The organism is Bradyrhizobium sp. 192, from assembly GCF_023100965.1.
Lineage (GTDB): Bacteria > Pseudomonadota > Alphaproteobacteria > Rhizobiales > Xanthobacteraceae > Bradyrhizobium > Bradyrhizobium symbiodeficiens.
In genome coordinates this window covers 333,117-358,518 of the sequence record NZ_CP064690.1, presented here as the reverse complement: position 1 = coordinate 358,518, position 25,402 = coordinate 333,117, and the positions used below count along the sequence as shown (strand labels likewise).

Below are 25,402 nucleotides of genomic sequence, written 5' to 3'. Positions count from 1 at the left end.
TGGATGGCTTGCCTTACGCGAGCGATGACATCGGAATTCATGACCGCACCGGCGATCCCTTAAGGAAAAGACCATGACTGAAATTCGTGTGCCGACGCTCGGCGAATCCGTCACCGAGGCCACCATCGGCCGCTGGTTCAAGAAGGCCGGCGACCCCGTCGCCGTCGACGAGCCCCTCGTGGAGCTCGAGACCGACAAGGTCACCATCGAGGTCCCGGCGCCCTCGGCGGGCACGTTGAGCGAGATCGTCGCCGCCGACGGCACGACCGTCGCGGTCGGCGCGCTGCTCGGCCAGATCACCGATGGTGCCGGCGCTGCCAAGCCCGCTGCTGCACCCGCCAAGCCCGCCGCTGCCGCTCCTGCCGCCGCTGCTGCTTCCGCACCGGCTCCGGCCGCGAAGGCGCCGCCGGCCGACGCACCGCTCGCCCCCTCCGTGCGCAAGCTCTCGGCCGAGACCGGCGTCGATGCCTCCACCGTTCCGGGCTCCGGCAAGGACGGCCGCGTCACCAAGGGCGACATGCTGGCTGCGATCGAGCGTGCGGCCTCGGCGCCGACCCCGGTCAACCAGCCCGCCGCCGCCGTGCAGGTGCGCGCGCCCTCGCCGGCCGATGACGCCGCCCGCGAAGAGCGCGTCAAGATGACCCGCCTGCGCCAGACCATCGCGCGCCGTCTCAAGGATGTGCAGAACACCGCAGCCATGCTGACGACCTTCAACGAGGTCGACATGACCAACGTGATGGCGCTGCGTGCGCACTACAAGGACGCGTTCGAGAAGAAGCACGGCTCCAAGCTCGGCTTCATGGGCTTCTTCACCAAGGCCGTCGTGCAGGCGCTGAAGGACATCCCGGCCGTCAACGCCGAAATCGACGGCACCGATCTGATCTACAAGAACTACTATCACATCGGCGTCGCCGTCGGCACCGACAAGGGGCTCGTCGTGCCCGTCGTGCGCGACTGCGATAACAAGTCGATCGCCGACATCGAGAAGGGCATCGCCGATTTCGGCCGCCGCGCCCGTGACGGTCAGCTCAAGATCGACGAAATGCAGGGCGGCACCTTCACCATCACCAACGGCGGCATCTACGGCTCGCTGATGTCGACCCCGATCCTGAACGCGCCGCAGTCCGGCATCCTCGGCATGCACAAGATCCAGGAGCGGCCGATGGTCGTCGGCGGCAAGATCGAGGTCCGCCCGATGATGTATCTGGCGCTGTCCTACGATCACCGCGTCATCGACGGCAAGGAAGCCGTCACCTTCCTGGTGCGCGTCAAGGAGAGCCTGGAAGATCCGGCTCGCCTGGTGCTCGATCTCTGATCCCTGATGCTCTGCGAGCGCCGTCGCTCTTTGCGACGGCGCATGTCGAACCATGGAGGCGCGCGTGAAAGATAAAGTCGTTGTCATCACCGGCGGCAGCCGCGGCATCGGGCGGGCGACTGCGATTGCGGCGGCTGCGCGCGGCTACCGAGTCGTGGTCGGCTATGCCAGCAACAAGAGAGCCGCCGACGAGGTCGTCGCGCTGATCGAGGCCAGCAACGGCAAGGCGATCGCGGTAAAGTGCGACGTCGCCGAGGAGCGCGACATCGTCGACCTGTTCAAGGAAGCCGACAAGTTCGGCACCCTCGGCGCACTCGTCAACAACGGCGGTATCGTCGGCACGAGCGGCGTGCGCGTCGACGAAATGTCGGCCGAGCGCATCCAGCGCGTGATGGCAGTCAACGTCACCGGCTCCATCCTCTGCGCGCGCGAGGCCGTCAAGCGCATGTCTACCAGGCACGGTGGCAAGGGCGGCGTCATCGTCAATCTGTCGTCGGTCGCTGCCAAGCTCGGCGCGCCCAACACCTATGTCGACTACGCCGCGTCCAAGGGCGCGATCGATTCCTTCACCACCGGCCTCGGCTATGAGGTCGCAGGCGAAGGCATTCGCGTCGCGGGCATCCGCCCGGGCCTGATCGACACCGAAATCCACGCCTCGGGCGGCGAGCCCGACCGTCACCATCGTCTGGCCCACATGGTGCCGATGAAGCGCGTCGGCACCGCGGATGAAATCGCCAATGCCATCGTCTGGCTGATGTCGGACGAGGCCTCTTACGTCACCGCAGCCACTCTCGATGTGTCCGGCGGACGCTGACGCGCCGCGCGGACGCTGACACATCCTCATCACGCTAAACTCACGGGACTTTCTCTCATGGCACCCTACGATCTCGTCGTCATCGGCACCGGACCTGGCGGTTATGTCTGCGCGGTGCGCGCCAGCCAGCTCGGCATGAAGGTCGCCGTGGTCGAAAAGAACGCCACGCTCGGCGGCACCTGCCTCAATGTCGGCTGCATGCCCTCGAAGGCGCTGTTGCACGCCTCCGAGATGTTCGAGGAAGCGGGACACTCCTTCGCCAAGATGGGCGTCAGCGTTTCCTCGCCGAAGCTCGACCTGCCTGCGATGATGAACTTCAAGCAGCAGGGCATCGACGGCAACGTCAAGGGCGTCGAGTTCCTGATGAAGAAGAACAAGGTCGACGTGCTCAAGGGCACCGGCAAGATCCTGGGGACCGGCAAGGTCGAAGTCTCCGCCGACGGCAAGTCGCAGATCATCGAGACCAAGAACATCGTGATCGCTACCGGGTCCGACATCGCGCGCCTCAAAGGCATCGAGATCGACGAGAAGCGCATCGTGTCCTCGACCGGCGCGCTGTCGCTCGACAAGGTCCCCGGCAAGCTCCTGATCGTCGGCGCCGGCGTGATTGGCCTCGAGCTCGGCTCGGTCTGGCATCGTCTCGGCGCCGAAGTCGTCGTCGTCGAATTCCTCGATCGCATCCTGCCCGGCATGGACGGCGAGATCGCCAAGCAATTCCAGCGCATCCTCGAGAAGCAGGGCTTTGCGTTCAAGCTGGGCGCCAAGGTCACCGCCGTCGACACGTCAGGCAAGATGCTGAAGGCGACGATCGAGCCCGCCGCCGGGGGCGCCGCCGAGACGCTCGAAGCCGACGTCGTGCTAGTCTGCATCGGCCGCGTCCCCTACACCGACGCGCTCGGCCTGAAGGAGGCCGGCGTCGCGCTAGACAATCGTGGCCGCGTGCAGATCGATCCGCATTTCGCCACCAGCGTGAAGGGCGTCTATGCCATCGGCGACGTCGTCGCAGGCCCGATGCTCGCGCACAAGGCGGAGGACGAAGGCGTTGCGGTCGCCGAGATCATCGCAGGGCAAGCCGGCCACGTGAATTACGACGTGATCCCGGGCGTCGTGTATACCACGCCCGAAGTATCCGCGGTCGGCAAGACCGAGGAGGAGCTGAAACAGGCGGGCGTGGCCTATACGGTCGGAAAATTTCCGTTCACCGCCAATGGCCGCTCCAAGGTCAACCAGACCACCGACGGCTTCGTGAAGATTCTCGCAGATGCGAAGACCGATCGCGTGCTCGGCGTGCACATTATCGGCCGCGAAGCCGGCGAAATGATCCATGAAGCGTGCGTTCTCATGGAATTTGGCGGCAGTGCGGAAGATCTCGCGCGCACCTGCCACGCGCATCCGACCCGCTCCGAGGCCATCAAGGAGGCTGCGCTTGCAGTCGGCAAGCGGGCCATCCATATGTAGCAGCGCGCCCAGCGCCGAATCGGGCGGGAAACACATGTTGCGCCGCCTTCTTCAACCGGTCTGGGTCCTGCTTGCGATCGTCTTCCTGATCGAAGCCTGGCTGTGGGACCATCTCGAGCCCATTGTCGCGCGGGTTGTCGCAATCGTCCCGCTCGCCCGATTCAAGCAATGGCTGTCGGAGCGCGTCGATGCGCTGTCGCCGGCCATGACACTGATCGTGTTCGCGGTCCCCATCGTCCCGCTGTTTCCGCTCAAGCTGGTCGGCCTGTGGCTGCTGACCCATGAATACTGGACCAGCGCGGTCTTCACGATCGTCTTCGCGAAAATGCTCGGCGTCGGCGTCACCGCCTTCGTGTTCGACGTGACGCGCGACAAGCTCCTGGAGATGCACTGGTTCGAGCGTATCTACGATCTGGTGCTCAAGCTGCGCGCCAAGGCGTCCGAGCTGGTCGACCCGATCAAGCGCCGCATCCGCGAGCTGATCGCCGGCAACGGCGAAGGCTGGTCGTCCCGAACGCTGCGTCTGATCCAGCGTTTTCGCAAGAGCGTGCACGAAGCGCGGTGAGCGTCTCCGCAATCACGGTGCCGTAGCCCGGATGAGCGAAGCGATATCCGGGATTCTTTGTCGCGGCTTCCCGGATATCGCTTCGCTCATCCGGGCTACAAGTGCCCTTCAACCTCTCAATGCAAATGCAACATATGCGGCATCCACAGGCCGAGTGCGGTCATGAAGATGCCGGCCAGCGTCAAAGCACCGGCGACATAGGCGAGCGCGATCATGCCCGTGATGATGGTGGCTGACGCCAGCACGATGCCGATCTGGAAGGCGGCCGACGCCAGCTCGAAATGATGGTACTTCGCGGTCGCCTCGTCGCGTTCGTGCTCGGCGTGCTTGGCCTTTTCGGCGAGCTGTTCGGTGCCTTCGCCAGTCTCGGGCTCGGAGCGATAGCGCGCCGCGGTCTTCTGCCAGTCCTCGATCTGCTTCTGCACCGCCGCCTTGTTAGCCTCGTCGCTCGCCGCGCCGAGGATGAGCTTGCCCTGGTCGGCCGCGGTCTGCACCACGGTTCGTCGGATGCTCTTGGCCTGGAAGAACGCCCAGAGGTTGGAAGCCTCGACGTTCTTGCTGATCGATTCGGTCTGGGCGCCCTTGCCGAGCGTTTCGGAGATCGCCAGGAACAGCGCCAGCACGGCGATCAGGAGCGCGATCTTCTTGTTCGAGCCGGACGCGTGTTCGGCGTGCTCGGCATGCTCCATGCTTTCATGTGCGCTCATAAGGGTCTCCTGCCTCGGTTCCGCAACGATTGACCGAACCGCGAGGCCAGCGCAAGAGGCACGCGCGCTGTGACAGCTTCATGTCAGGAATCAGTGGCGTTCACCGCCGCGGATGCGCGCTGGCATAGACTTCCAGCAGGCGCTCGGAATCGATGCCGGTGTAGATCTGCGTGGTCGAGAGCGAGGAATGGCCGAGCAATTCCTGGATTGCGCGCAAATCCCCGCCGCGTGACAGCAGATGTGTAGCGAAGGAATGCCGGAGCGCGTGCGGCGTCGCGCTGTCGGGCAGGCCGAGTGCGCCGCGCAGTCGCTCCATCGCGAGCTGGATGATGCGCGGGCTCAAGGGGCCGCCGCGCGCGCCGACGAAGATCGGGCCTTCGGCGGGCAGCGGATAGGGGCACATCGCGACGTAGTCCTGCACGAGCCTCAGCACGTTCTGCAGCACCGGCACCATCCGGGTCTTGTTGCCTTTGCCGGTCACGATCAAGACGTCGCCCTCGCCGGGACGCGGCACCTCGCGGCGCTTCAGGCCGAGCGCCTCGGAGATGCGCAGGCCGGAGCCGTACAACAGCGCCATCACCGCGGCATCGCGCGCAAGGATCCAGGTCTCGCGATCCTCGCCGGCCCGCTCGTCGGCATCGGCAAGGCGCTTGGCCGATGCCATCGGCAGCGGCTTCGGCAAGGTCTTGGCCACCTTCGGTGCACGGATCGCCGAGAGTGCGCCGACCTTGCCCTTGCCTTCGCGCTCGAGGAAGCGGCCGAACGAGCGAAGGCCGGCCAGCGCGCGCATCAGCGAGCGGCCGGCAATGTCGTCGGCGCGGCGCATCGCCATGAAGGCACGGACGTCGGTGGCCTCCAGCGCCGCGAAGCGCTCGAGCGTCACGCGCTCGCCCCAATGGCTGCAGAGGAAATCCAGGCACTGCCGCAAGTCGCGGCCATAGGCCTCCAGCGTCTTCGGCGACAACCGCCGCTCGGCGCCGAGATGCAACAGCCAGCGCGCCATCTCCTGCGCGATCGAGGGATCGGCGCTGGCGAGCTCGAGTGGTGGGGCGGCGGCTTTGCTCATGCGCACTGGACGTAATGATTCCACCCAGTATATCGCATCACACTCGTTTATCGTTCGCTAAGGCGGCCCCTGGGCGCTAGCCTTCAAGCCCCCGGGTTCCGATTCTCCGTTCATGGATCACACGCCGCGCAGCACCACCGCCCCCACCCACGCGACCGGCATGGTCGACGTGCTGGTGCCGGTCGCGCTCGACCAGACCTATTCCTACAAGGTGCCGCGCGGGATGGAGCTTAAAGCGGGCGATCTCGTCGGCGTGCCGCTCGGCGCGCGCGAGGTGCTGGCCGTGGTCTGGGGAGAGAACGCCAATCCCGATCCCCGCCTGCATAACCGTCTCAAGGAGGTCAGCGAAAAGCTCGACATTCCGCCGCTCAAGCCCGAACTGCGGGCGGTGGTCGACTGGGTCGCCAATTACACGCTGAGCCCGCGCGGCATGGTGCTGCGCATGTGCCTGCGGATGGGCGAAAATCTCGGGCCCGAGCGGGTGCGTCCCGGCGTGCGCCTGGTCGGCGATCCCCCGAAGAGGCTGACCCCGGCACGCCAGCGACTGATCGAGGTGCTGTCGGACCGGCTGCTGCACGGCAAGTCGGAGGCTGCGAAAGAGGCGGGCGTATCCGCAGGCGTGATCGACGGCCTCGTCGACGAAGGCACGCTCACGGTCGAGCCGATGCCGCCGCCCGCACCGCCACCCAGCCCCGATCCCGATTTCGCCCGGCCGGATTTTTCGCCGCTGCAGCGCGCCGGCGTGGACGCGATGCGCGCGCTTGCGGCCAATGGGAGCTTTCACGTCGCGCTGCTCGACGGCGTCACCGGTTCGGGCAAGACCGAGGTGTATTTCGAGGCCGTTGCTGAAACCATCCGTCGCGGCGGGCAATCGCTGATCCTGATGCCGGAGATCGCGCTCACCGGCCAGTTCCTCGACCGCTTCGCGCAACGCTTTGGCGCGCGGCCGATCGAATGGCATTCCGAGCTGACCCCGCGCACCCGCGCCCGCAATTGGGCGGCGATCTCCGCAGGCACCGCCCCGGTCGTGGTCGGCGCGCGCTCGGCGCTGTTCTTGCCCTACGCGAATCTCGGGCTGATCGTCGTCGATGAAGAGCACGACCAGGCCTACAAGCAGGACGAGGGCGTGCATTATCATGCCCGCGACATGGCGGTGGTGCGCGGGCATATCGCCAAGATCCCGATCGTGCTGGCCTCGGCGACGCCGTCGGTCGAGTCCGAGGTCAATGCGCGCAAGAACCGCTATCAGCGCATCGCGCTGCCCTCGCGCTTCGGCGGCCAGCACATGCCGCATATCGAGGCCATCGACCTGCGCCGCGAGCCGCCGGCGCGCGGCCGCTATATCTCGCCGCGGCTTGCCGGCGAGATCAGAAAAGCGATCGAAAAGCGCGAGCAGGCGCTGCTGTTCCTCAATCGCCGCGGCTACGCGCCGCTGACGCTGTGCCGCGGCTGCGGCCATCGCTTCGCCTGCACCATCTGCGATGCCTGGCTGGTCGATCACCGCTTTCGCCAGCGCCTGGTCTGCCACCATTGCGGCTTCTCGATGCCGCGTCCGCATCTCTGCCCGAACTGTTCGGCGGAAGAATCGCTGGTTGCGGTCGGGCCCGGCGTCGAGCGTTTGCAGGAGGAAGCCGCGGCGCTGTTTCCGGACGCGCGCACCATGGTGCTGTCGAGCGATCTCATCACCTCGATCGAGACCATGCGCAGCGAGCTTGCCGAGATCGCGGAGGGCCGCGTCGACATCATCATCGGCACGCAGCTGGTGGCCAAGGGCCACAATTTCCCGCGGCTCAATCTGGTCGGCGTGATCGATGCGGATCTCGGCCTCTCCAACGGCGATCCGCGCGCGGCGGAGCGCACCTGGCAATTGCTCAACCAGGTGATCGGCCGCGCCGGGCGCGAGCAGGGCCGCGGCATCGGCTATCTTCAGACCCACCAGCCCGATCACCCCGTGATGAAGGCGCTGATCGCCTGCGACCGCGAGGCCTTCTACGACAGCGAGATCGATCTGCGTGAGCGCACGCTGTATCCGCCGTTCGGCCGGCTCGCCAGCCTGATCATCTCCGCCGGCGACCGCCCGAGCGCCGAAGGCCTCGGCCGTCGTATCGTGGCGCTCGCCCCGCGCGACGAGCGCGTCGTGGTGCTGGGACCGGCCGAAGCACCGCTCGCCGTGATCAAGGGCCGCTACCGCTTCCGCATCCTGGTGAAATCGGCGCGCGGCTTCGACCTGTCGGACTATTTGCGCAACTGGCTCGCGGTCTGCCCGAAGCCGACGGGCAATCAGAAGCTCGAAGTGGACGTCGATCCGCAGAGCTTTTTGTAAGACCACCGCCGCGTCCATACCCTCCGTCGTCATTCCGGGGCGCGACGAAGTCGCGAGCCCGGAATCCATTTCACCGCGGTCCCTGACGCCCGATGGATTCCGGGCTCGATGCTGCGCATCGCCCCGGAATGACAGGACGCAAAAAAGCCCGCGGTCCCCCAAGACCGCGGGCTTGTTTCAGACGCGCATCAAACTGATGGAAATCTGCGCGTATTGTGAGGGCGTGTGAAGCGCCTCAGGAGACGACTTCCGCGGTGACGCGGCCGACGCCGCGGCTCGTGAGGCCGATGGCGCGAGCTGCGCCCGTGGAGAGGTCGAGCACGCGGCCGCGAATGAAGGGGCCGCGGTCATTGATGGTGACGATGACACTCTGGCCGCCATGGGTGACACGCAGCTTGGTGCCGAACGGCAGCGAGCGGTGCGCCGCGGTCAAGGCGTTCTGGTTGAAGCGCTGGCCCGAGGCCGTGCGGCTGCCGGACTCGTTGCCGTAAAAGGAGGCCATGCCGGAGAAGCTGCGGCCCGAGCCCTGTGACGGCGTCATCGACGCATTGGCATTGCGCCAATCGGAGGTCGCGTTGGTATCGGTCTGAGCATGGTGGCGGTGATGATGATGCCGGTGATGCCGGGATTTGGCGGAAGCTTCGGTGGCGGTGCCACCGATGAGGAGAGTTGCGGCAACGAAAGCGATCGCCGTACGCGGCCGGGTCACGGAGCCCAGCGTCTTCAAAGACAGCATTTAGTGGTCCCTAAGCTAGTATTGCCACATGTGTGGCTAGTGGAGCCCCCATCAGTTTGTGAGCGGGTTGGCGTTTCGATTCCCAATGCGGCGTGAATTGGGCAGTAAATCTGTTCTGTGTCATCACGAAACATCTTGTTACTGGCACCGATATTGCAGCTGATGTTTTGAATTCTTCGGCTTTAACGATTATTTAATCTGCTAATTACTTATCAATACTGTAAAACGAAGTCCTCGCTTGCTGCGTTTAGAATTCGGTAAGTATTCGGCGAGTGGAGTTGACGGCACTGGGGTCACGCCTCAGCGATCCGTGTTCATGGCCGCTATGCGCTGAGGGCAGGAACCAAAAAGGGGGAGACCAGGGTGGAGCCCCCGCAACAATTCCGCGACGCGGTAGGTCGTCACCAGGTTCTCGCTCGAGTCCCTCGATGCGTCTTCGGATCAGGTGATCGACGCCTCCAGCGTGCGACGAACTGGCGACAGAACCTCGTGCCTTTAATTTGGCGTCATGTTGCACCTGCGCGCCTGCTATGTTAGCAAAGCCGCGATTTTAACGGACCCGGCACGTCCCGTGTCGGCCGGAAATCGAAGTCCCGCTTGAATTCCAAGGGCTTGGATCGCTTGGCGCCGCTTCGTGGCGACGGTTTTTCCCTTGCGAGTTTGACAGCAAAAAGAGCGCGTCTGTGGCTGCAGAAGATACGTCCGTTTCCGGTGTGTCCGGCCGTTATGCAACGGCCTTGTTTGATCTGGCCCGCGATCAGAAAGTGGTCGACGAGGTCAAGGCAGATCTCGAGAAATTCGAGGCCCTGCTGAACGAGAGCGCCGACCTGAGGCGCCTCGTCCGCAGCCCGGTTTTCGCAGCCGAGGCCCAGTCCAGGGCCCTTTCGGCCGTGCTGGCCAAGGCCGGCATCGCCGGCATCTCCGCCAATTTCCTGAAAGTCCTGACTGCCAATCGCCGGCTGTTCGTGGTGGTCGACGTCATTCGCGCCTACCGCGCCCTGGTCGCCAGGTTCAAGGGCGAGGTGACGGCCGACGTCACTGTGGCGGAAACGCTTTCGGACAAGAATCTCGACGCCCTCAAGGTTGCCCTGAAGTCGGTGACCGGCAAGGACGTCGCGCTCAACGTGAATGTCGATCCCTCGATCATCGGTGGCCTCGTCGTCAAGCTCGGCAGCCGCATGGTCGATAGTTCGCTTCGCACCAAACTCAATTCGATCAAGCACGCGATGAAAGAGGCAGGCTGATGGACATCCGCGCCGCGGAAATTTCCGCGATCCTCAAGGACCAGATCAAGAATTTCGGCCAGGAAGCTGAAGTCTCCGAAGTCGGACAGGTGCTGTCCGTCGGCGACGGTATCGCCCGCGTCTACGGTCTGGACAACGTCCAGGCCGGCGAAATGGTCGAGTTCGAGAACGGCACCCGCGGCATGGCGCTGAACCTCGAAACCGACAATGTCGGCGTCGTGATCTTCGGCGGCGACCGTGAGATCAAGGAAGGCCAGACCGTCAAGCGCACCCGCGCCATCGTGGACGCGCCGGTCGGCAAGGGCCTGCTCGGCCGCGTCGTCGACGGTCTCGGTAACCCGATCGACGGCAAGGGCCCGATCCAGGCCGACAAGCGCATGCGCGTCGACGTCAAGGCACCCGGCATCATTCCGCGCAAGTCGGTGAACGAGCCAATGGCGACCGGCCTCAAGGCGATCGACGCCCTGATCCCGATCGGCCGTGGCCAGCGCGAGTTGATCATCGGCGACCGTCAGACCGGCAAGACTGCGATCGCGCTCGACACCATCCTGAACCAGAAGCCGCTCAACGCGCAGCCCGACGAGAACATCAAGCTGTACTGCGTCTACGTCGCAGTCGGCCAGAAGCGTTCGACCGTCGCCCAGTTCGTCAAGGTGCTGGAAGAGCAGGGCGCGCTCGAATATTCGATCGTCGTCGCCGCCACCGCGTCGGATCCGGCGCCGATGCAGTACATCGCGCCGTTCACCGGCTGCACCATGGGCGAGTATTTCCGCGACAACGGCATGCACGCCGTCATCATCTATGACGATCTGTCCAAGCAGGCCGTCGCCTACCGCCAGATGTCGCTGCTGCTGCGCCGCCCGCCGGGCCGCGAAGCCTATCCCGGCGACGTGTTCTATCTGCACTCCCGCCTGCTCGAGCGCGCGGCCAAGCTGAACGCGGACCAGGGCTCGGGCTCGCTGACGGCGCTGCCGGTCATCGAAACCCAGGCCAACGACGTGTCGGCCTACATTCCGACCAACGTCATCTCGATCACCGACGGTCAGATCTTCCTGGAAACCGACCTGTTCTTCCAGGGCATCCGTCCCGCGGTGAACGTCGGTCTCTCGGTGTCGCGCGTCGGCTCCTCGGCGCAGACCAAGGCCACCAAGAAAGTCGCCGGCAAGATCAAGGGCGAGCTGGCGCAGTACCGCGAAATGGCGGCGTTCGCGCAGTTCGGCTCCGACCTCGACGCCTCGACCCAGCGGCTGCTGAACCGCGGCTCGCGCCTGACCGAGCTCCTGAAGCAGCCGCAGTTCTCGCCGCTGAAGATGGAAGAGCAGGTCTGCGTCATCTGGGCCGGCACCAACGGCTATCTCGATCCGCTGCCGGTCAACAAGGTGCGCGCTTTCGAGGACGGTCTGCTGTCGCTGCTGCGCGGCAAGAATGCCGATATCCTCAATTCAATCCGCGACACCCGCGACCTCACCGACGACACTGCCGCCAAGCTGAAGTCGGTGGTCGAAGGTTTTGCGAAGAGCTTCGCGTAATCGAGAAGCGTCAGGGCCAGGCTAAAGTGCGAAGTGCGTCTTCGCAATTGAAGTCCCGGCCATCCACGTGTTGCTGCGTGGAGACGAAGACGTGGATGCCCGGGACACGCCCGGGCATGACGACAGGATAGGGTCGCGGTCCAGCCACAGGCTGATCGCCGGGGTGAACGAAGAATGGCGTCACTTAAAGACATGCGCGTGCGCATCGCCTCCACCAAGGCGACGCAAAAGATCACCAAGGCCATGCAGATGGTCGCTGCGTCCAGGTTGCGCCGTGCCCAGCAGGCGGCCGAAGCCGCACGCCCCTATGCCGACAAGATGAGCGCGGTGATCTCCAACATCGCCGGCGCTGCCGCCGGTTCGCCCGGCGCGCCGGCGCTGCTTGCCGGCACCGGCAAGGACCAGGTTCACCTGCTGCTGGTCTGCACCGGCGAACGCGGCCTGTCGGGTGCCTTCAACTCCTCGATCGTGCGTCTCGCCCGCGATCGCGCCCAGGCGCTCATGGCGCAGGGCAAGGAAGTCAAATTCTTCTGCGTCGGCCGCAAGGGCTATGAGCAGCTCCGCCGCCTGTTCGACAAGCAGATTGTCGAGCATCTCGATTTGCGCAGCGTTCGTCAGCTCGGTTTCGTCAACGCCGAGGACATCGCCAGGAAGGTGCTGGCCCGTTTCGAGAACGGCGAGTTCGACGTCTGCACGCTGTTCTACGCGCAGTTCAAGTCGGTGATCGCCCAGATCCCGACCGCGCAGCAGATCATTCCGCTGGTCGTGGAAGCGAAGGCGGCGAACACGCCGGTGACGTCCTACGAATACGAGCCGGAGGAGGACGAACTCCTTTCGGGCCTGCTGCCGCGCAACATCGCGGTGCAGATCTTCCGCGCGCTGCTGGAGAACAACGCTTCGTTCTACGGCGCGCAGATGAGCTCGATGGACAACGCCACCCGCAACGCCGGCGAAATGATCCGCAAGCAAACCCAGATCTACAACCGAACCCGTCAAGCCCAGATCACCAAGGAGCTGATCGAGATCATCTCCGGCGCCGAGGCGGTCTGACGCAAGAACTCAACGACGGTCGTTCAAGTACAGAATTTCGAAGGAGAGCTTCATGGCTACAGCAGCTAACCAGGTCGGTCGCGTCACCCAGGTCATGGGCGCCGTCGTCGACGTCAAGTTTGAGGGCGGCCACCTGCCGGCCATTCTGAATTCGCTGGAAACCAGGAACGGCAACATCCGCCTCGTGCTGGAAGTTGCGCAGCATCTCGGTGAGTCCACCGTGCGCACGATCGCGATGGACGTGACCGAGGGTCTGGTGCGCGGCCAGGAAGTGACCGACACCGGCCAGCCGATCCGCGTTCCCGTCGGCGAAGGCACGCTCGGCCGCATCATCAACGTCATCGGCGAGCCGATTGACGAAGCCGGTCCCGTCAAGTCCGAAGGCCTGCGCCCGATCCACCAGGACGCGCCGAGCTACACCGACCAGTCGACCGAAGCCGAAATTCTGGTGACCGGCATCAAGGTCGTCGATCTTCTGGCTCCGTATGCGAAGGGCGGCAAGATCGGCCTGTTCGGCGGCGCCGGCGTCGGCAAGACCGTGCTGATTCAGGAGCTGATCAACAACGTCGCGAAGGCGCACGGTGGTTACTCCGTGTTCGCCGGCGTCGGCGAGCGTACCCGCGAGGGCAACGACCTCTATCACGAGTTCATCGAATCCAAGGTCAACGCCGATCCGAAGAATCCGGATCCGAGCGTGAAGTCGAAGTGCGCGCTGGTGTTCGGCCAGATGAACGAGCCGCCCGGCGCCCGCGCCCGCGTCGCGCTCACGGGTCTCACCATCGCGGAAGACTTCCGCGACAAGGGCCAGGACGTGCTGTTCTTCGTCGACAACATCTTCCGCTTCACCCAGGCCGGCTCGGAAGTGTCGGCGCTGTTGGGTCGTATTCCTTCGGCCGTGGGTTATCAGCCGACGCTCGCCACCGACATGGGCGCGCTGCAGGAGCGCATCACTACCACGCAGAAGGGTTCGATCACCTCGGTGCAGGCCATCTACGTTCCGGCCGACGACTTGACCGACCCGGCGCCCGCGACCTCGTTCGCGCATCTTGACGCGACCACCACGCTGTCGCGCTCGATCGCCGAAAAGGGCATCTATCCGGCGGTGGATCCGCTCGACTCGACCTCGCGCATGCTCTCTCCGCTGGTCGTCGGCGAGGAGCACTACGCTGTGGCCCGTCAGGTCCAGCAGGTGCTGCAGCGCTACAAGGCGCTCCAGGACATCATCGCCATTCTCGGCATGGACGAGCTTTCGGAAGAGGACAAGCTGACGGTGGCGCGCGCCCGCAAGGTCGAGCGCTTCATGTCGCAGCCGTTCCACGTCGCCGAAATCTTCACGGGATCGCCGGGCAAGTTCGTCGAGCTCGCCGACACCATCAAGGGCTTCAAGGGTCTGGTGGAAGGCAAATACGACCACCTGCCCGAAGCCGCCTTCTACATGGTCGGCACGATCGAGGAAGCCGTCGAGAAGGGCAAGAAGCTGGCGGCGGAAGCGGCCTAAGAAGCGAATGGCGAATGGGGAGTAGCGAATAGTCCGCTGCTCCCGACCGCCACTCGCGATTCGCTACTCACCATTCGCAGGTACACCATGGCTACCTTCCACTTCGATCTCGTCTCTCCGGAAAAGCTCGCATTCTCGGGCGAGGTCGATCAGGTCGACATCCCCGGCGTCGAGGGTGATTTCGGCGTGCTGGCAGGACATGCGCCGGTCGTGGCTGCGATCCGGCCCGGCATTCTCACCATCACCTCCGGCGGCAGGCATGAGAAGGTCATCGTGCTCGGCGGTCTCGCCGAAGTCTCCGAAAAGGGCCTGACCGTGCTCGCCGACGTCGCGACGTCGCTGGCCGAGCTCGACCGTGCCCAGTTCGCCGCGACCATCTCGGAGATGGAAGAGGGGCTGAAGGAGCACGAAGATGGCGAGCTCGATAACGCGATCGAGCGGCTCGACCACTTCAAGAGCATTCAGCAGCAGCTCAACAGCACGGCTATGCACTAAGCCCCGGGGCACCGCTTCGGGGCTTGAATCGGAAACTTCTGGTTTAGTTCAGCGCTCGTCATTTCCATGACGGGCGCTGAATTTTTATTGCGCCCTGTCGATTCTACCGCTGTCGCGACAGTGGTCGCAGTGGTCGCAGTGGTCGCAGTGGTCGCAGTGGTCGCAGTGGTCGCACGTGGGAGAGGCGCGGCAGCTCCCGGCGCCGAAGGTTTACAGGACAGAGCCTCGAAGATAGATAGGCATGATTGCTGCCGTATAGATCTTGGGCAAGGACATGACAGCTTCGGAATGCCGCGCGTTCTTGCTGACCGCACTCCTGGCGCTGTTGTCGACGGAAGCTTCCGCTCAGTTTGTTCGCGGCGAAAAAGTCTGTCGGGAAACGCGCGGGCAAGAAAAAGTGCGCGCGTGTTCAGATGCACTGGACAATCCCGGGCTCAGCCGTATCAAGCGGGCCATACTCCTGTCGCTCCGTGCTGATGCCTATCCCGCTTCCAACGAAGGGTGTGCCGCTGCAGCCGAGGATCTGACGCAGGCGCTGGATCTGTGGCCGAACCGCGACTTCAACTATCTGCAACTCCTGACCAATCGCTCATCGGTCTATCTGAAATGCGACCCTCTGGATCCAAGGGCCTTGGCCGATGCCGACCGTAAGGTCGCCCTTGCACCGGGGTGGGTCACGTATCAGCAGAGGGGCATCGTCTATTTCAACAGGGCCGAGTACGGCAAGGCGATCCAGGACTTTCGTAAATCGCTGTCATTCAAGGTCGACAGCAACACCCTGGCAAATCTGGGTGACACCCTCAACCGTACCCAGCAATACGCTGACGCTATCCCGCTCCTGACCAAGGCGATCTCAATTCGCCCTTATCCCAACGTACACAAGGCGTATGCCTCTCGCAGCGAGGCATGGCGGCTGCGGGGCGACCTTGATGCGGCATTGCAGGATGCAAACGCGGCGATCAAAGCCGCACCTTCGAATGCGCTGGCCCACGTCACGCGTGGAGACACGCTCAGGTTTCGCGGCGAATTGAATGCTGCGATCGCGGATTACAACACGGCGCTCGCGAACGAGCCGAACTATTCTCCGGCCTTGCTGAGCCGGGGCCTGGCCTACGAGAAAATGGGAGACCTGCAGAAAGCGCGCGCAGATTTTCAAGACGCTGTTTTGAAACTCGACTCGCTCGGCGCGAGCGATGTTTCCGGCCGCGCCAAGGAAACAGCGCGAGCGCGGCTGGCTGCTTATGACTCAGGTGCGCCGCAACCCGTCATTCTGCCGGCGCCCATCAAGGTGACCACGGAAACCTCGGTCCCGACACCTGCGATCGTCGCTCCCATTCTGACGACGCCCCTGGCACCCGCCAATGCGCAGGCCACGATCAAACAGGGCCGCCGGGTCGCGCTGGTAATCGGCAATGCCGCATATCAAAAGGCCGGCGAATTACGCAATCCAAGACGAGATGCCGCGGCAGTCGCCTCCTCTCTGCGCAACCTGGGCTTTGAGGTCGTTACGGTGACGATCGATGAACCGAGAGAGAAAGTCATTACAAGGCTGAGAGCCTTTTCGGCCGACGCCGATCAAGCAGATTGGGCGATGGTTTATTACTCCGGACACGGCATTGAGGTGAACGGCCAGAATTACATCATCCCCGTAGATGCGACACTCAAGACCGACAGGGATGTTCAATTCGAAGCAGTGCCTGTGGACCAGATCATGGCGTCGATTGACGGTGCAAGGAAGCTGAAGCTCATCATCCTGGACGCTTGCCGGAACAATCCCTTCGCAGCCAAGATTCAAAAGACCGGGACGCGCGACACAGTCGCGATGGACACGGAAGGCGGCAGCATTGGCACACGGTCTATCGGCCGCGGCCTGGGCGAAGTCAAGGTGAAGGGCGCGTCGCTGGTCGTGTTTGCGGCCAAGCACGGGCAGACCGCACTGGATGGCGAGGGTGAAAACTCGCCGTTCACGATCGCGCTGGTCCAGCGTATCGCCACACCTGGAGTCGAGATCAACAAGATCTTCCGCCTCGTCCGCGACGACGTGATGGAGGCGACGGCCGGACGGCAAGAGCCTTATACCTATGGCTCCTTGCCGGGGCGGGAAGACTTCTTCTTCGCAGCCAAGTAAGACGCGCTGTCAGCGACAGCCCGCGACGCGCTCTATCCTGCCAAAGGCGCGAACTGCTGCGCGACCGCTCGGTAAACCTCGCGGCGGAACGGCACGACAAGGTCGGCGACGCGATCGAGGCGTTCCCAGCGCCAGGCGTCGAATTCCGCGGGCTGGCCGTTGCGGGGTGTCAGCGGGTCGATCTCGTTATCCTTGCCGGTGAAGCGCAGCGCGAACCATTTCTGCCGCTGGCCCCGGAATTTCGCGAGGCGATGCGTCTGCGGTCCGTCGTAAGGCGGGAATTCGTAGGTGAGCCAGTCAGTCTCGCCGAGATAGGTTGCGCTTTTGACGCTGGTCTCCTCCCATAGCTCGCGCATCGCGGCATCGCGCAAGACCTCGCCCTCGTCGACGCCGCCCTGCGGCATCTGCCAGTCGAGCCCCGGTAAAATGATCTCGGGCCCGTCGCCCTTGAAGCGGTGACCGATCAGAACGCGGCCATCGGCATTGAAGAGGGCGATCCCCACGTTGGGGCGGTAGGGTTTTTCATTCGTCACGCGTCAATCTCTCATCGTCGTCCGGCGATGCATTAGCACCGAAGCCGGGACGACAATTCGATTTATTGATCGGCCAGCGCGGAAAATTCCTGTACCACGCGCTCATAGACCGGGCGCTTGAAGGGAATGATCAGCCCGGTCAGGTTCTTCATCGGCTCCCAGCGCCAGCTCACGAATTCGGCCTTGTGGCCGCCGCCGCCGGGCTTCTCGACATTGATCTCGCTGTCCTTGCCGGTGAAGCGTACCGCGTACCATTTCTGGCGCTGGCCGCGGTAGCGGCCCTTCCAGGCGCGCCCGGCGACCGTGCGCGGAATGTCGTAAGTGAGCCAGTCCGAGACCTCGCCGAGCCGCTCGATCGAGCGCACGCTGGTCTCCTCATAGAGCTCGCGCCTGGCGGCGTCCCAGGTGTCCTCGCCGGGATCGACGCCGCCTTGCGGCATCTGCCAGACATGGGTGTCGTCGACATGCTCGATGCCGCCGGCGCGGCGGCCGATGAACACCAGTCCCTCTGCGTTGATCAGCATCACGCCGACGCAGGTCCGGTAGGGCAGATCCTCGTAACGCGCCATTCCGCCAGACCTCTCGCATGCTGCTGGTTGCGGCTTGACCGGTTCCGGGGGGACCCGTGCCGTACCAATCCGTTGATTTAGCTGGATTTTGATTTCAGCATCGCGGTTGTCAATGGCACCAAAAGGATACCACGGTCGCCCAAGGTTTTGGTCCAGGCGCCGACGCGCTCGATCGAGACGGGAAGGGCGCTAGCTGTGCCGACAGCCGCGCCGCGCTCGCGCGCCGCCGATTCGAGCTTGTTCAGAGCGCGGTCGATCTCGGTCGGCGTCGGCACCACGTCGATCGCGATGTCGCCCCTGCCGAACGGCATCGCCGCGCTGGCCGCGGCCTGGGGTGCGATGCTGCGGGGCGAGGAGCCGTCGTCGAAGAAGCCGAGGCCGCGCTTGGCCGCCTCCCGAATGATCGGCTGCATCGCCGCCTCCGTCGCGATGAAGCGGGCGCCCATGAAATTGGTGATGCCGGCATAGCCCTGCATCCGGCTGAAATGCCAGTACAGGCGGTCCATGTTCTGGTCGGCGCTGAGCGAGGTCAGCAGCGTCTGCGGTCCCGGATCATTGTCGGGGAAGTCGTAGGGCTCCATCGGGATCTGGAGGAAGATCTCGTGGCGCTGTGCGCGGGCCCGTTCGGCGAGCTTGCCGGGATCGGTGCCATAAGGCGTGAAGGCCAGCGTCACCGCCGCCGGCAGCTTCATGATGGCATCGGTGGTCTTGGCGGCGCCGACGCCGAGGCCGCCGATCACGATGGCGACCACCGGCATCTTGGCGGCCTTGGCGCGATCGGCGTCCGCCGCATAGACGTTGAACGGCTTCAGCCCGTCGGCCACTACCGGGATCATGCCGTAGCGTGACTTCTCCAGCAGTTTTGGATTGATCCCGGTCATGACGGGCGGGGCAGACGCCGCTCCGGCCTTGTCGCCTGCGTCCTCGCCGGCGCCGATCACCACGTCGTGGCGGGCGCCGGTGGAGCCGTCGATCATGGTGACGGTCTTCTGCTCGCCGGGCGCGGCCTGCTTCGGCGCCTCCTGGCTGTCGTGCTTGCTGTCTTGCTTGCTATTCTGGCCGTGGCCGGCGGCGGGCCTCTCATCGGTCGCCTTGTTGGCGCCGTTCTCGCGGATCGCGATCCGGGTCATCGGCTCGCCGCCGAGCGGATCCTTGTTGAAGATGGCGAAGCCGGCAAAGGTGAGGAGGAACAGGCCGAGCAGCACGGCAAGTGCCTGCATGGCCGTGAACGGCAGCCGCAGCCGGCGTTTCCGGCGCGGCTTGTCCTGTCCGAGCGGGGCGCTCAGATCATCGGCCGTTTCAGTCATGCGCGATCCCGAATCACTGCCAATGACGATACCACGCCGGGGTCAAGGGGCGGCAGGCCGGGATAGGCCGGGGGACCAGGAGTTCCAAGCAAAAAGGGCGGCTCCAGGAGCCGCCCTTTTCCTCAGATTGCGTGATGCCAGGATTTGGCTTGAGGCCTTAGTTCGCCGCCTTGGGCTTGTCGGTCGTGGCCTTGTTGTCGCCGCCGGGGGCGGGCGCGGCGGAGGCGCTGTTCTTGATGCCGTGGAGCAGGTCGTCGGCGAGCTTGAGCGCCTTGTCGTCCTTGGCGTCCGGCGGGACGTAGGACTGCGAGCCGGTCTTCTCGTCGCCGTCGTTCTTGAGATGGCCGCGCAGCGAAGCCTCGCCCTTGGTGTCGGTGCGCGACTTCAGCTCGTCCGGCACGTCCTGCAGCACTTCGATGTCGGGCACGATGCCCTTGGCCTGGATCGACTTGCCCGACGGCGTGTAATAGCGCGCCGTGGTCAGCCGCAGCGCGCCATTGCCACTTCCGAGCGGAATGATGGTCTGCACCGAGCCCTTGCCGAACGAGCGCGTGCCGACGATGGTCGCGCGCTTGTGGTCCTGCAGCGCGCCGGCGACGATCTCCGACGCCGAGGCCGAGCCGCCATTGACCAGCACGATGATGGGTTTGCCCTTGGTCAGATCGCCCGAATGCGCGGTGCGACGCTGGGTCTCCTCGGCATTGCGGCCGCGCGTCGACACGATCTCGCCCTTCTCCAGGAACGAGTCGGAAACGGTGACCGCTTCCTCGAGCAGGCCGCCCGGATTGTTGCGGAGGTCGATGACGTAGCCCTTCAGCTTGTCGCCGATCTGATTCGAGAGGTTGGCAACCTCGCGCTTCAGGCCCTCGGTGGTCTGCTCGTTGAAGGTGGTGATGCGGATATAGGCGATGTCGTCGGCCTCGACGCGCGCGCGCACCGAGCGGACGCGGATGTTGTCGCGCACCAGGGTGACATCGATCGGATTGTCCTGGCCCTTGCGGATGATCTTGAGCTTGATCTTGGTGTTGACCGGGCCGCGCATCTTCTCGACCGCCTGGTTCAGGGTCAGACCCTGCACCGCCTCGTCGTCGAGATTGGTGATGATGTCGTTGGCCATGACGCCGGCGCGCGAAGCCGGGGTGTCGTCGATCGGCGAGACCACCTTGATGAGGCCGTCTTCCATCGTCACCTCGATGCCGAGGCCGCCGAACTCACCGCGGGTCTGCACCTGCATGTCGCGGAAGCTCTTGGCGTCCATGTAGCTCGAATGCGGATCGAGGCCGGTGAGCATGCCGCTGATGGCGGATTCGATCAGCTTGGTGTCGTCGGGCTTCTCGACATAGTCGGAGCGCACGCGCTCGAAGACGTCGCCGAACAGATTGAGCTGGCGATAGGTGTCCGCGGTGGCGGCTCGCGCGCTGGAGCCCATGAACACTGCGCGCGGCTGGGTCACGAACAGCATCAGCGCCGCACCGGTGGCCGCGCTGAGGAGGATTACTGAAGTCTTGCGCATCATCCGCGAACCTTCTCGCCTTCATTTGCGGCCCACCATGGGCCTGGATCGATTGGAGTGCCGTCCTTACGGAACTCGACATACAGCACAGGTTGACTCGCGTTCGTCGCGAGAATGGAGGCGACCTGAGAGGTCGATCCCATCGTCGCAACCGGCTCCCCCGTGAGCACAAACTGTCCGATGTTGACCGAAATGCGCTCCATCCCGGCGATCAGGACATGATACCCGCCCCCGGCATTGAGGATCAAGAGTTGTCCATAGCTGCGGAACGGACCTGAATAGACCACCCAGCCGTCACACGGCGTTGTGACCTGGGAGCCGGGCTTGGTCGCCAGCGAAATGCCCTTCTGGACCCCGCCGACCCCGTCGGAACCGCCGAAATCCCTGATCTTGTTACCGTTAACCGGAAGCGGCAGAAGGCCCTTGGCGGAAGCAAAGACGATCGCGGGGGTGGTCCGGGACCGGTCCTTGAACACGCCCGGGCCGGGTTTGGCGCTGGCGCTGGCGGCCGCCGCCTTGGCCTCGGCCTGCCTTGCGGCCTCGGCCGCCTTCTCGGCGGCCCTGGCGGCGCTCTGCAGATCCTGCTCCATCTTGGTGATCAGGCCCTGGAGATCGCCGACCTGCTTTGAAAGCATGATCGCGCGCGAATTCTCGGCGTCGAGATCCTTTTCGCGCGCCGCCTGCTGGCGCTGCCGCTCGTCGACGAGGGCGGTGAGCCGGGTCTGGTCGTTGCGGACCTTGTCGCGGTCGGAGGCGAGTTGGTCGCGCTCGGTGGCGATATTCTTGCGCAAGGCCACGAGCTCGCCGAGCTCGCTTGCGATCTTTTCGGCGCGGCCGCGCAACTCCGGTACTACGGCGCCGAGCAGCATCGCCGTGCGCAGCGATTGCAGCGCATCTTCGGGCCGCACCAGCAGCGCCGGCGGCGTGCGCCGTCCTGCCCGCTGCAGCGCCGCCAGCACCTCGACGATGTCGGCGCGGCGCGAATCGAGCGAGCTGCGCATCGCCTGCTCGCGTCCGTTGAGCGCGCGCAGCCGTGCTTCGGTCTCGTCGATCTTGGTCTCGACGCTGCGCACATTGGCGGCGGTGTCGATCAGCTGCTGATTGAGCTGGGTGCGGTCCTGGCCGAGCGAGGTGATCTCGGCCTTGAGCTTGGCCTGGGCTTCTTCGGCGCTCTTCTGCCTGGCGCGCGCGGCTTCCAGCTCCTGCTCGCGCTGCTTGATGGCGTCGGGCGAAACCGCGGCGGTCTGCGGCGCCGGCGCTGTCGTCTGGGCTTGCGCGAGGCTTGCGCCGGCGACGCTTGTGATCAGCAGCAGGTTGAGGAGCGGCGCTCGCATCGTGTCGGCAAAGGTGCTCGTTGTGGCGCGCATCACGCGCGGTGATAGGGGTGGCCGGCCAGAATGGTGGCGGCCCGATAAAGCTGTTCCAGAAGCATGACGCGGACCATTTGGTGCGGCCAGGTCGCAGAGCCGAACGCAATCGCGAGCTTGGCCTTACGGCGCAATTCGGGCGAAAGTCCGTCCGCCCCTCCGATTACGAAGACAGTATGTCCGGCACCTTCGTCCCGCCAGCGTCCGAGATGCCGTGCGAATACGGTGGAGTCGAGATTTTGCCCGCGCTCGTCCAGCGCCACCAGGATCGATTTGTCCGGGATATGCGCGGAGATCGCGGCGGCCTCTTCGGTCATCCGCGTCGCGGTGTCGCGCGCGCGGCTCTCGGGGATTTCGTGGACCAGCAGCTCGCGGAATCCGAGCTTGCGGCCGGCCTCGTCGAACCGCTCGAAATAGCGGTCGGCAAGTTCCCGTTCGGGGCCCTGCTTTAGCCGGCCCACCGCAATGACAGCAACGCGCATGATATCTTCAGGGTCGTGTTTTCAAGAACGCGCGCAAATGGCGCGCGCACGACGCTAGCATGCGCGTCAGCCGATTCGAAATCGGCTCAGCGAGCCTAGATCGCCTTCGCCGCGATCGCTTTCGCCGCTCCCGGGCCCTGCGTGTACAATCGCTCGAGATTGTAGAACTCGCGGACCTCGGGTCGGAACACGTGCACGATCACGTCGCCGGAATCGATCAGCACCCAGTCGCAATTGGGCAAGCCCTCGACATGGATGTTCTTGATGCCGTTTTCCTTGAGGCCCTTGGCGACGTTTTCCGCGATCGCGCCAACGTGCCGGTTCACGCGGCCGGTGGTGACGATCATGTAGTCAGAGTACGCCGATTTGCCGCGAAGGTCGATGGTGACAGTCTCTTCCGCCTTCATGTCCTCGAGGCGGGAGAGGATCAGGCTCAGCGTCTTGTCGGCGTCGGGTTGCGCCTTCAAGGTCGCAGCTTTGGCCGATGTTTTACGCGCCGGCTTGGCAACCTTGGGTAAAACAGACTTCGTCGAAGCTGACTTCGTGGAAGCTGACTTGGACAATACAGATGTGGCCAGGGACCATTCCTTTCACTGTATCGCGAACGCCGAATCCGGCGCTCACCGGTTACACTACATCATGTGGGGTTAAGGGTTTCAATATGCCAGAGAGCCCGACGTCCCCACGACGCCGCCACTCCGTCTCACTTCGTACCTTTCCAGCTCCCGTCCGGGTTCCGTAAGCCGGTCGAGGAGAGATTAAGCTTCAATCCGGTCAGGAAAATCCAGGCCGGGGCCGGCCGGTCTGCCAGCAATGCTGCCTCATTCTCGGGCACGCGGTAGCGCGCCAGCGCCTGGGCGGCGGGCGAGGCGAGAGCACGGAAACTCTGCGGCGGGCGATCGATGACCGCAATGGGCACCTGGTCGGCGATGCGCCGCCAGTGCTGCCAACGATGGAATTGAGCGAGGTTGTCAGCGCCCATAATCCAGACAAAGCGCAAGCCACTGAGACGGCGGCGCAAGGTGTTGATCGTGTCGATAGTATAGCGGGTGCGAATGACGGATTCGAGACAGCTCACCTCGATCCGCGGGTCGTCGGCGACGTCGCGTGCCGCCTGCATGCGCTCGCCGAGCTCGTGCAGCGTACCGTTCTCCTTCAACGGATTGCCTGGGGTCACCAGCCACCAGACGCGATCGAGCTGAAGGCGCTTCAGGGCGAACTGGCTGATCGCGCGATGGGCCTCGTGCGGCGGATTGAACGAGCCGCCGAGCAGGCCGACGCGCATGCCCTTCGTATAGGGCGGTATGGCTTGCGCGAAGAACCGTGGCGCGACGAAATTGTTGCTCAATGCCCCGCGCCTCGCGCCATCACTTACGGCCGCGTCTGTCCGGTGCCGTGAACGCGATATTTGAAGCTCGTCAGTTGCTCGGCGCCGACAGGGCCGCGGGCGTGGAAGCGGCCGGTCGCAATCCCGATCTCGGCGCCGAAGCCGAACTCGCCGCCATCGGCGAACTGTGTCGAGGCGTTGTGCAGCACGATCGCGGAATCGACCTCGCTCAGGAATTTCTTCGCGGCAGCCTCATCCGCGCTCACGATCGCATCGGTGTGATGCGACCCATGGTTCTGGATGTGCGCGATTGCGCCGTCGACGCCGTCCACGACCTTCGCCGCGATGATCGCGTCGAGATATTCGGTGTCCCAATCGTCCTTGCTCGCAGGCTTTACGCGCGCATCCGTTGCTTGCACCGTTTCGTCGCCGCGCACTTCGCAGCCGGCCTCGATCAGCATCTCGACCAGCGGCTTAAGGGTCTTGCCGGCCGCGGCGCGGTCGACCAGCAGCGTCTCGGCCGCGCCGCAGACGCCGGTACGGCGCATCTTCGCGTTGAGCACGATCGACTTCGCCATGGCGAGGTCGGCGCTGGCATCGACATAGACGTGGTTGACGCCTTCGAGATGCGCGAACACAGGCACGCGCGCTTCCTGCTCGACGCGCGCGACGAGGCTCTTCCCGCCGCGGGGCACGATCACGTCGACGGCGCCGTCGAGGCCCGACAGCATCATGCCGACCGCGGCGCGGTCGCGCGTCGGCACCAGCGTAATCGCAGCTTCAGGCAGACCGGCTTCGCGCAGGCCCTGCACAAGGCAGTCATGGATCGCGTGGCAGGAGCGAAAACTGTCCGAGCCGCCGCGCAGGATCACGGCATTGCCGGACTTCAGGCACAGCACGCCGGCATCCGCCGCAACGTTCGGCCGGCTCTCGAAGATCACGCCGACGACGCCGAGCGGCACGCGCACGCGCTCGATGGTCATGCCGTTCGGCCGCTGCCAGCTCTCGGTGACGATGCCGACGGGATCGGCGATGCCGCGCACGATGCCGATGCCTTCGGCCATGCTCTCGACCCGCGCCGGCGTCAGCGTCAGGCGATCGATGAAAGAGGAGGTGGCATTGCCGGAGGCGCGGGCTTCGGTGACGTCCTCGGCATTGGCGGCGAGAATGGCGGCCGCGTTGGCGCGGATCGCCCGCTCCATGGCTTCCAGCGCCCGGTTCTTTTGCTCCGGCGGCGCCAGCGCCAGGATACGCGCGGCAGCGCGGGCACGGGTACCGAGATCGGACATCAGGGCCTGGAGATCGGCATTGCCGTCAACGGCTTTGAGGGGGGCGGCCATTGGAGTTTCAACCTTCTGCTAAGGCAGTGTCCTAGC

Annotated in this window: 23 protein-coding genes; 11 read left to right on the top strand and 12 right to left on the bottom strand. The window is 64.6% G+C overall.

Going from position 1 to position 25,402, the window contains the following annotated elements:
* Positions 1–73: 73 nt before the first annotated feature.
* From odhB to IVB24_RS01630, 4 genes are all read left to right on the top strand, one after another.
* On the top strand, positions 74–1,315 hold the full coding sequence (gene odhB, locus IVB24_RS01645; protein ID WP_140481949.1) for a 2-oxoglutarate dehydrogenase complex dihydrolipoyllysine-residue succinyltransferase: 1,242 nt from the start codon (positions 74–76) through the stop codon (positions 1,313–1,315).
* 64 nt (positions 1,316–1,379) lie between these two features.
* On the top strand, positions 1,380–2,129 hold the full coding sequence (locus IVB24_RS01640) for an SDR family oxidoreductase (RefSeq protein WP_247771861.1): 750 nt from the start codon (positions 1,380–1,382) through the stop codon (positions 2,127–2,129).
* A gap of 57 nt (positions 2,130–2,186) precedes the next feature.
* Positions 2,187–3,587 carry a dihydrolipoyl dehydrogenase gene (gene lpdA, locus IVB24_RS01635; RefSeq protein ID WP_247771860.1) on the top strand — a complete coding sequence of 467 codons (1,401 nt, stop codon included), beginning with the start codon at positions 2,187–2,189 and terminating at the stop codon, positions 3,585–3,587.
* A gap of 34 nt (positions 3,588–3,621) precedes the next feature.
* On the top strand, positions 3,622–4,152 hold the full coding sequence (locus IVB24_RS01630) for a hypothetical protein (RefSeq protein WP_094972749.1): 531 nt from the start codon (positions 3,622–3,624) through the stop codon (positions 4,150–4,152).
* A 116-nt stretch (positions 4,153–4,268) separates the two neighbouring features.
* On the opposite strand, the gene IVB24_RS01625 is transcribed toward IVB24_RS01630, so the two are convergent.
* Both IVB24_RS01625 and IVB24_RS01620 read right to left on the bottom strand, forming a co-directional pair.
* Positions 4,269–4,859, bottom strand: a complete 591-nt coding sequence (locus tag IVB24_RS01625) for a DUF4337 domain-containing protein (RefSeq protein WP_094972750.1) — start codon at positions 4,857–4,859, stop codon at positions 4,269–4,271.
* Positions 4,860–4,959: 100 nt separating this feature from the next.
* The gene (locus IVB24_RS01620) at positions 4,960–5,925 is read right to left on the bottom strand and encodes a tyrosine recombinase XerC (protein ID WP_094972751.1); all 966 of its coding nucleotides are present in this window, start codon (positions 5,923–5,925) and stop codon (positions 4,960–4,962) included.
* Between the two features lie 112 nt (positions 5,926–6,037).
* Between IVB24_RS01620 and IVB24_RS01615 the strand changes: the two genes are divergently transcribed.
* The gene (locus IVB24_RS01615; RefSeq protein WP_247771859.1) at positions 6,038–8,248 is read left to right on the top strand and encodes a primosomal protein N'; all 2,211 of its coding nucleotides are present in this window, start codon (positions 6,038–6,040) and stop codon (positions 8,246–8,248) included.
* Positions 8,249–8,483: 235 nt separating this feature from the next.
* Here IVB24_RS01615 and IVB24_RS01610 read toward each other — a convergent pair whose 3' ends face one another.
* Positions 8,484–8,984 (bottom strand): septal ring lytic transglycosylase RlpA family protein, encoded by a 501-nt coding sequence (locus tag IVB24_RS01610; RefSeq protein ID WP_094972753.1) that lies wholly within the window; start codon positions 8,982–8,984, stop codon positions 8,484–8,486.
* A 683-nt stretch (positions 8,985–9,667) separates the two neighbouring features.
* On the opposite strand from IVB24_RS01610, the gene IVB24_RS01605 reads away from it, so the two are divergent.
* From IVB24_RS01605 to IVB24_RS01580, 6 genes are all read left to right on the top strand, one after another.
* A complete protein-coding gene (locus tag IVB24_RS01605; protein ID WP_140481960.1) occupies positions 9,668–10,228 on the top strand; it encodes a F0F1 ATP synthase subunit delta in 561 nt (186 codons plus the stop codon).
* Positions 10,228–11,757, top strand: coding sequence for a F0F1 ATP synthase subunit alpha (gene atpA, locus IVB24_RS01600; protein WP_140481962.1), 1,530 nt, complete (start codon positions 10,228–10,230; stop codon positions 11,755–11,757). The genes IVB24_RS01605 and atpA overlap by 1 nt, the downstream gene beginning before the upstream one ends.
* Before the next feature lie 174 nt (positions 11,758–11,931).
* The gene (locus IVB24_RS01595) at positions 11,932–12,807 is read left to right on the top strand and encodes a F0F1 ATP synthase subunit gamma (RefSeq protein ID WP_094972756.1); all 876 of its coding nucleotides are present in this window, start codon (positions 11,932–11,934) and stop codon (positions 12,805–12,807) included.
* A gap of 52 nt (positions 12,808–12,859) precedes the next feature.
* Positions 12,860–14,305: a F0F1 ATP synthase subunit beta gene (gene atpD, locus IVB24_RS01590; protein ID WP_094972757.1), complete on the top strand. Its 1,446-nt coding sequence runs from the start codon at positions 12,860–12,862 to the stop codon at positions 14,303–14,305.
* Between the two features lie 87 nt (positions 14,306–14,392).
* A complete protein-coding gene (locus IVB24_RS01585) occupies positions 14,393–14,800 on the top strand; it encodes a F0F1 ATP synthase subunit epsilon (protein WP_140481964.1) in 408 nt (135 codons plus the stop codon).
* A 274-nt stretch (positions 14,801–15,074) separates the two neighbouring features.
* Positions 15,075–16,928: a caspase family protein gene (locus tag IVB24_RS01580; protein WP_247771858.1), complete on the top strand. Its 1,854-nt coding sequence runs from the start codon at positions 15,075–15,077 to the stop codon at positions 16,926–16,928.
* Positions 16,929–16,960: 32 nt separating this feature from the next.
* Here the strand turns inward: IVB24_RS01580 and IVB24_RS01575 are convergent, their stop codons facing one another.
* The 9 genes from IVB24_RS01575 to IVB24_RS01535 form a co-directional block, all read right to left on the bottom strand.
* Positions 16,961–17,461, bottom strand: a complete 501-nt coding sequence (locus tag IVB24_RS01575; protein WP_247771857.1) for an RNA pyrophosphohydrolase — start codon at positions 17,459–17,461, stop codon at positions 16,961–16,963.
* Positions 17,462–17,523: 62 nt separating this feature from the next.
* Positions 17,524–18,030: an RNA pyrophosphohydrolase gene (locus tag IVB24_RS01570; protein ID WP_247771856.1), complete on the bottom strand. Its 507-nt coding sequence runs from the start codon at positions 18,028–18,030 to the stop codon at positions 17,524–17,526.
* Between the two features lie 77 nt (positions 18,031–18,107).
* Complete coding sequence (locus IVB24_RS01565) at positions 18,108–19,337, bottom strand: divergent polysaccharide deacetylase family protein (protein WP_247771855.1); 1,230 nt, start codon at positions 19,335–19,337, stop codon at positions 18,108–18,110.
* A 157-nt stretch (positions 19,338–19,494) separates the two neighbouring features.
* Positions 19,495–20,853: a S41 family peptidase gene (locus IVB24_RS01560; RefSeq protein ID WP_247771854.1), complete on the bottom strand. Its 1,359-nt coding sequence runs from the start codon at positions 20,851–20,853 to the stop codon at positions 19,495–19,497.
* Positions 20,850–22,184, bottom strand: a complete 1,335-nt coding sequence (locus IVB24_RS01555) for a peptidoglycan DD-metalloendopeptidase family protein (RefSeq protein WP_247771853.1) — start codon at positions 22,182–22,184, stop codon at positions 20,850–20,852. Before IVB24_RS01555 ends, IVB24_RS01560 begins: the two co-directional genes overlap by 4 nt.
* A gap of 32 nt (positions 22,185–22,216) precedes the next feature.
* Positions 22,217–22,699 (bottom strand): 23S rRNA (pseudouridine(1915)-N(3))-methyltransferase RlmH, encoded by a 483-nt coding sequence (gene rlmH / locus IVB24_RS01550; RefSeq protein WP_094972764.1) that lies wholly within the window; start codon positions 22,697–22,699, stop codon positions 22,217–22,219.
* 95 nt (positions 22,700–22,794) lie between these two features.
* Positions 22,795–23,166 (bottom strand): ribosome silencing factor, encoded by a 372-nt coding sequence (gene rsfS / locus IVB24_RS01545; RefSeq protein WP_094972765.1) that lies wholly within the window; start codon positions 23,164–23,166, stop codon positions 22,795–22,797.
* Positions 23,167–23,402: 236 nt separating this feature from the next.
* A complete protein-coding gene (locus IVB24_RS01540) occupies positions 23,403–24,047 on the bottom strand; it encodes a nicotinate-nucleotide adenylyltransferase (protein WP_094972766.1) in 645 nt (214 codons plus the stop codon).
* Between the two features lie 23 nt (positions 24,048–24,070).
* Entirely contained in the window at positions 24,071–25,366 is a 1,296-nt protein-coding gene (locus IVB24_RS01535; protein WP_247771852.1) for a glutamate-5-semialdehyde dehydrogenase, read from the bottom strand.
* Between the last annotated feature and the right edge of the window lie 36 nt (positions 25,367–25,402).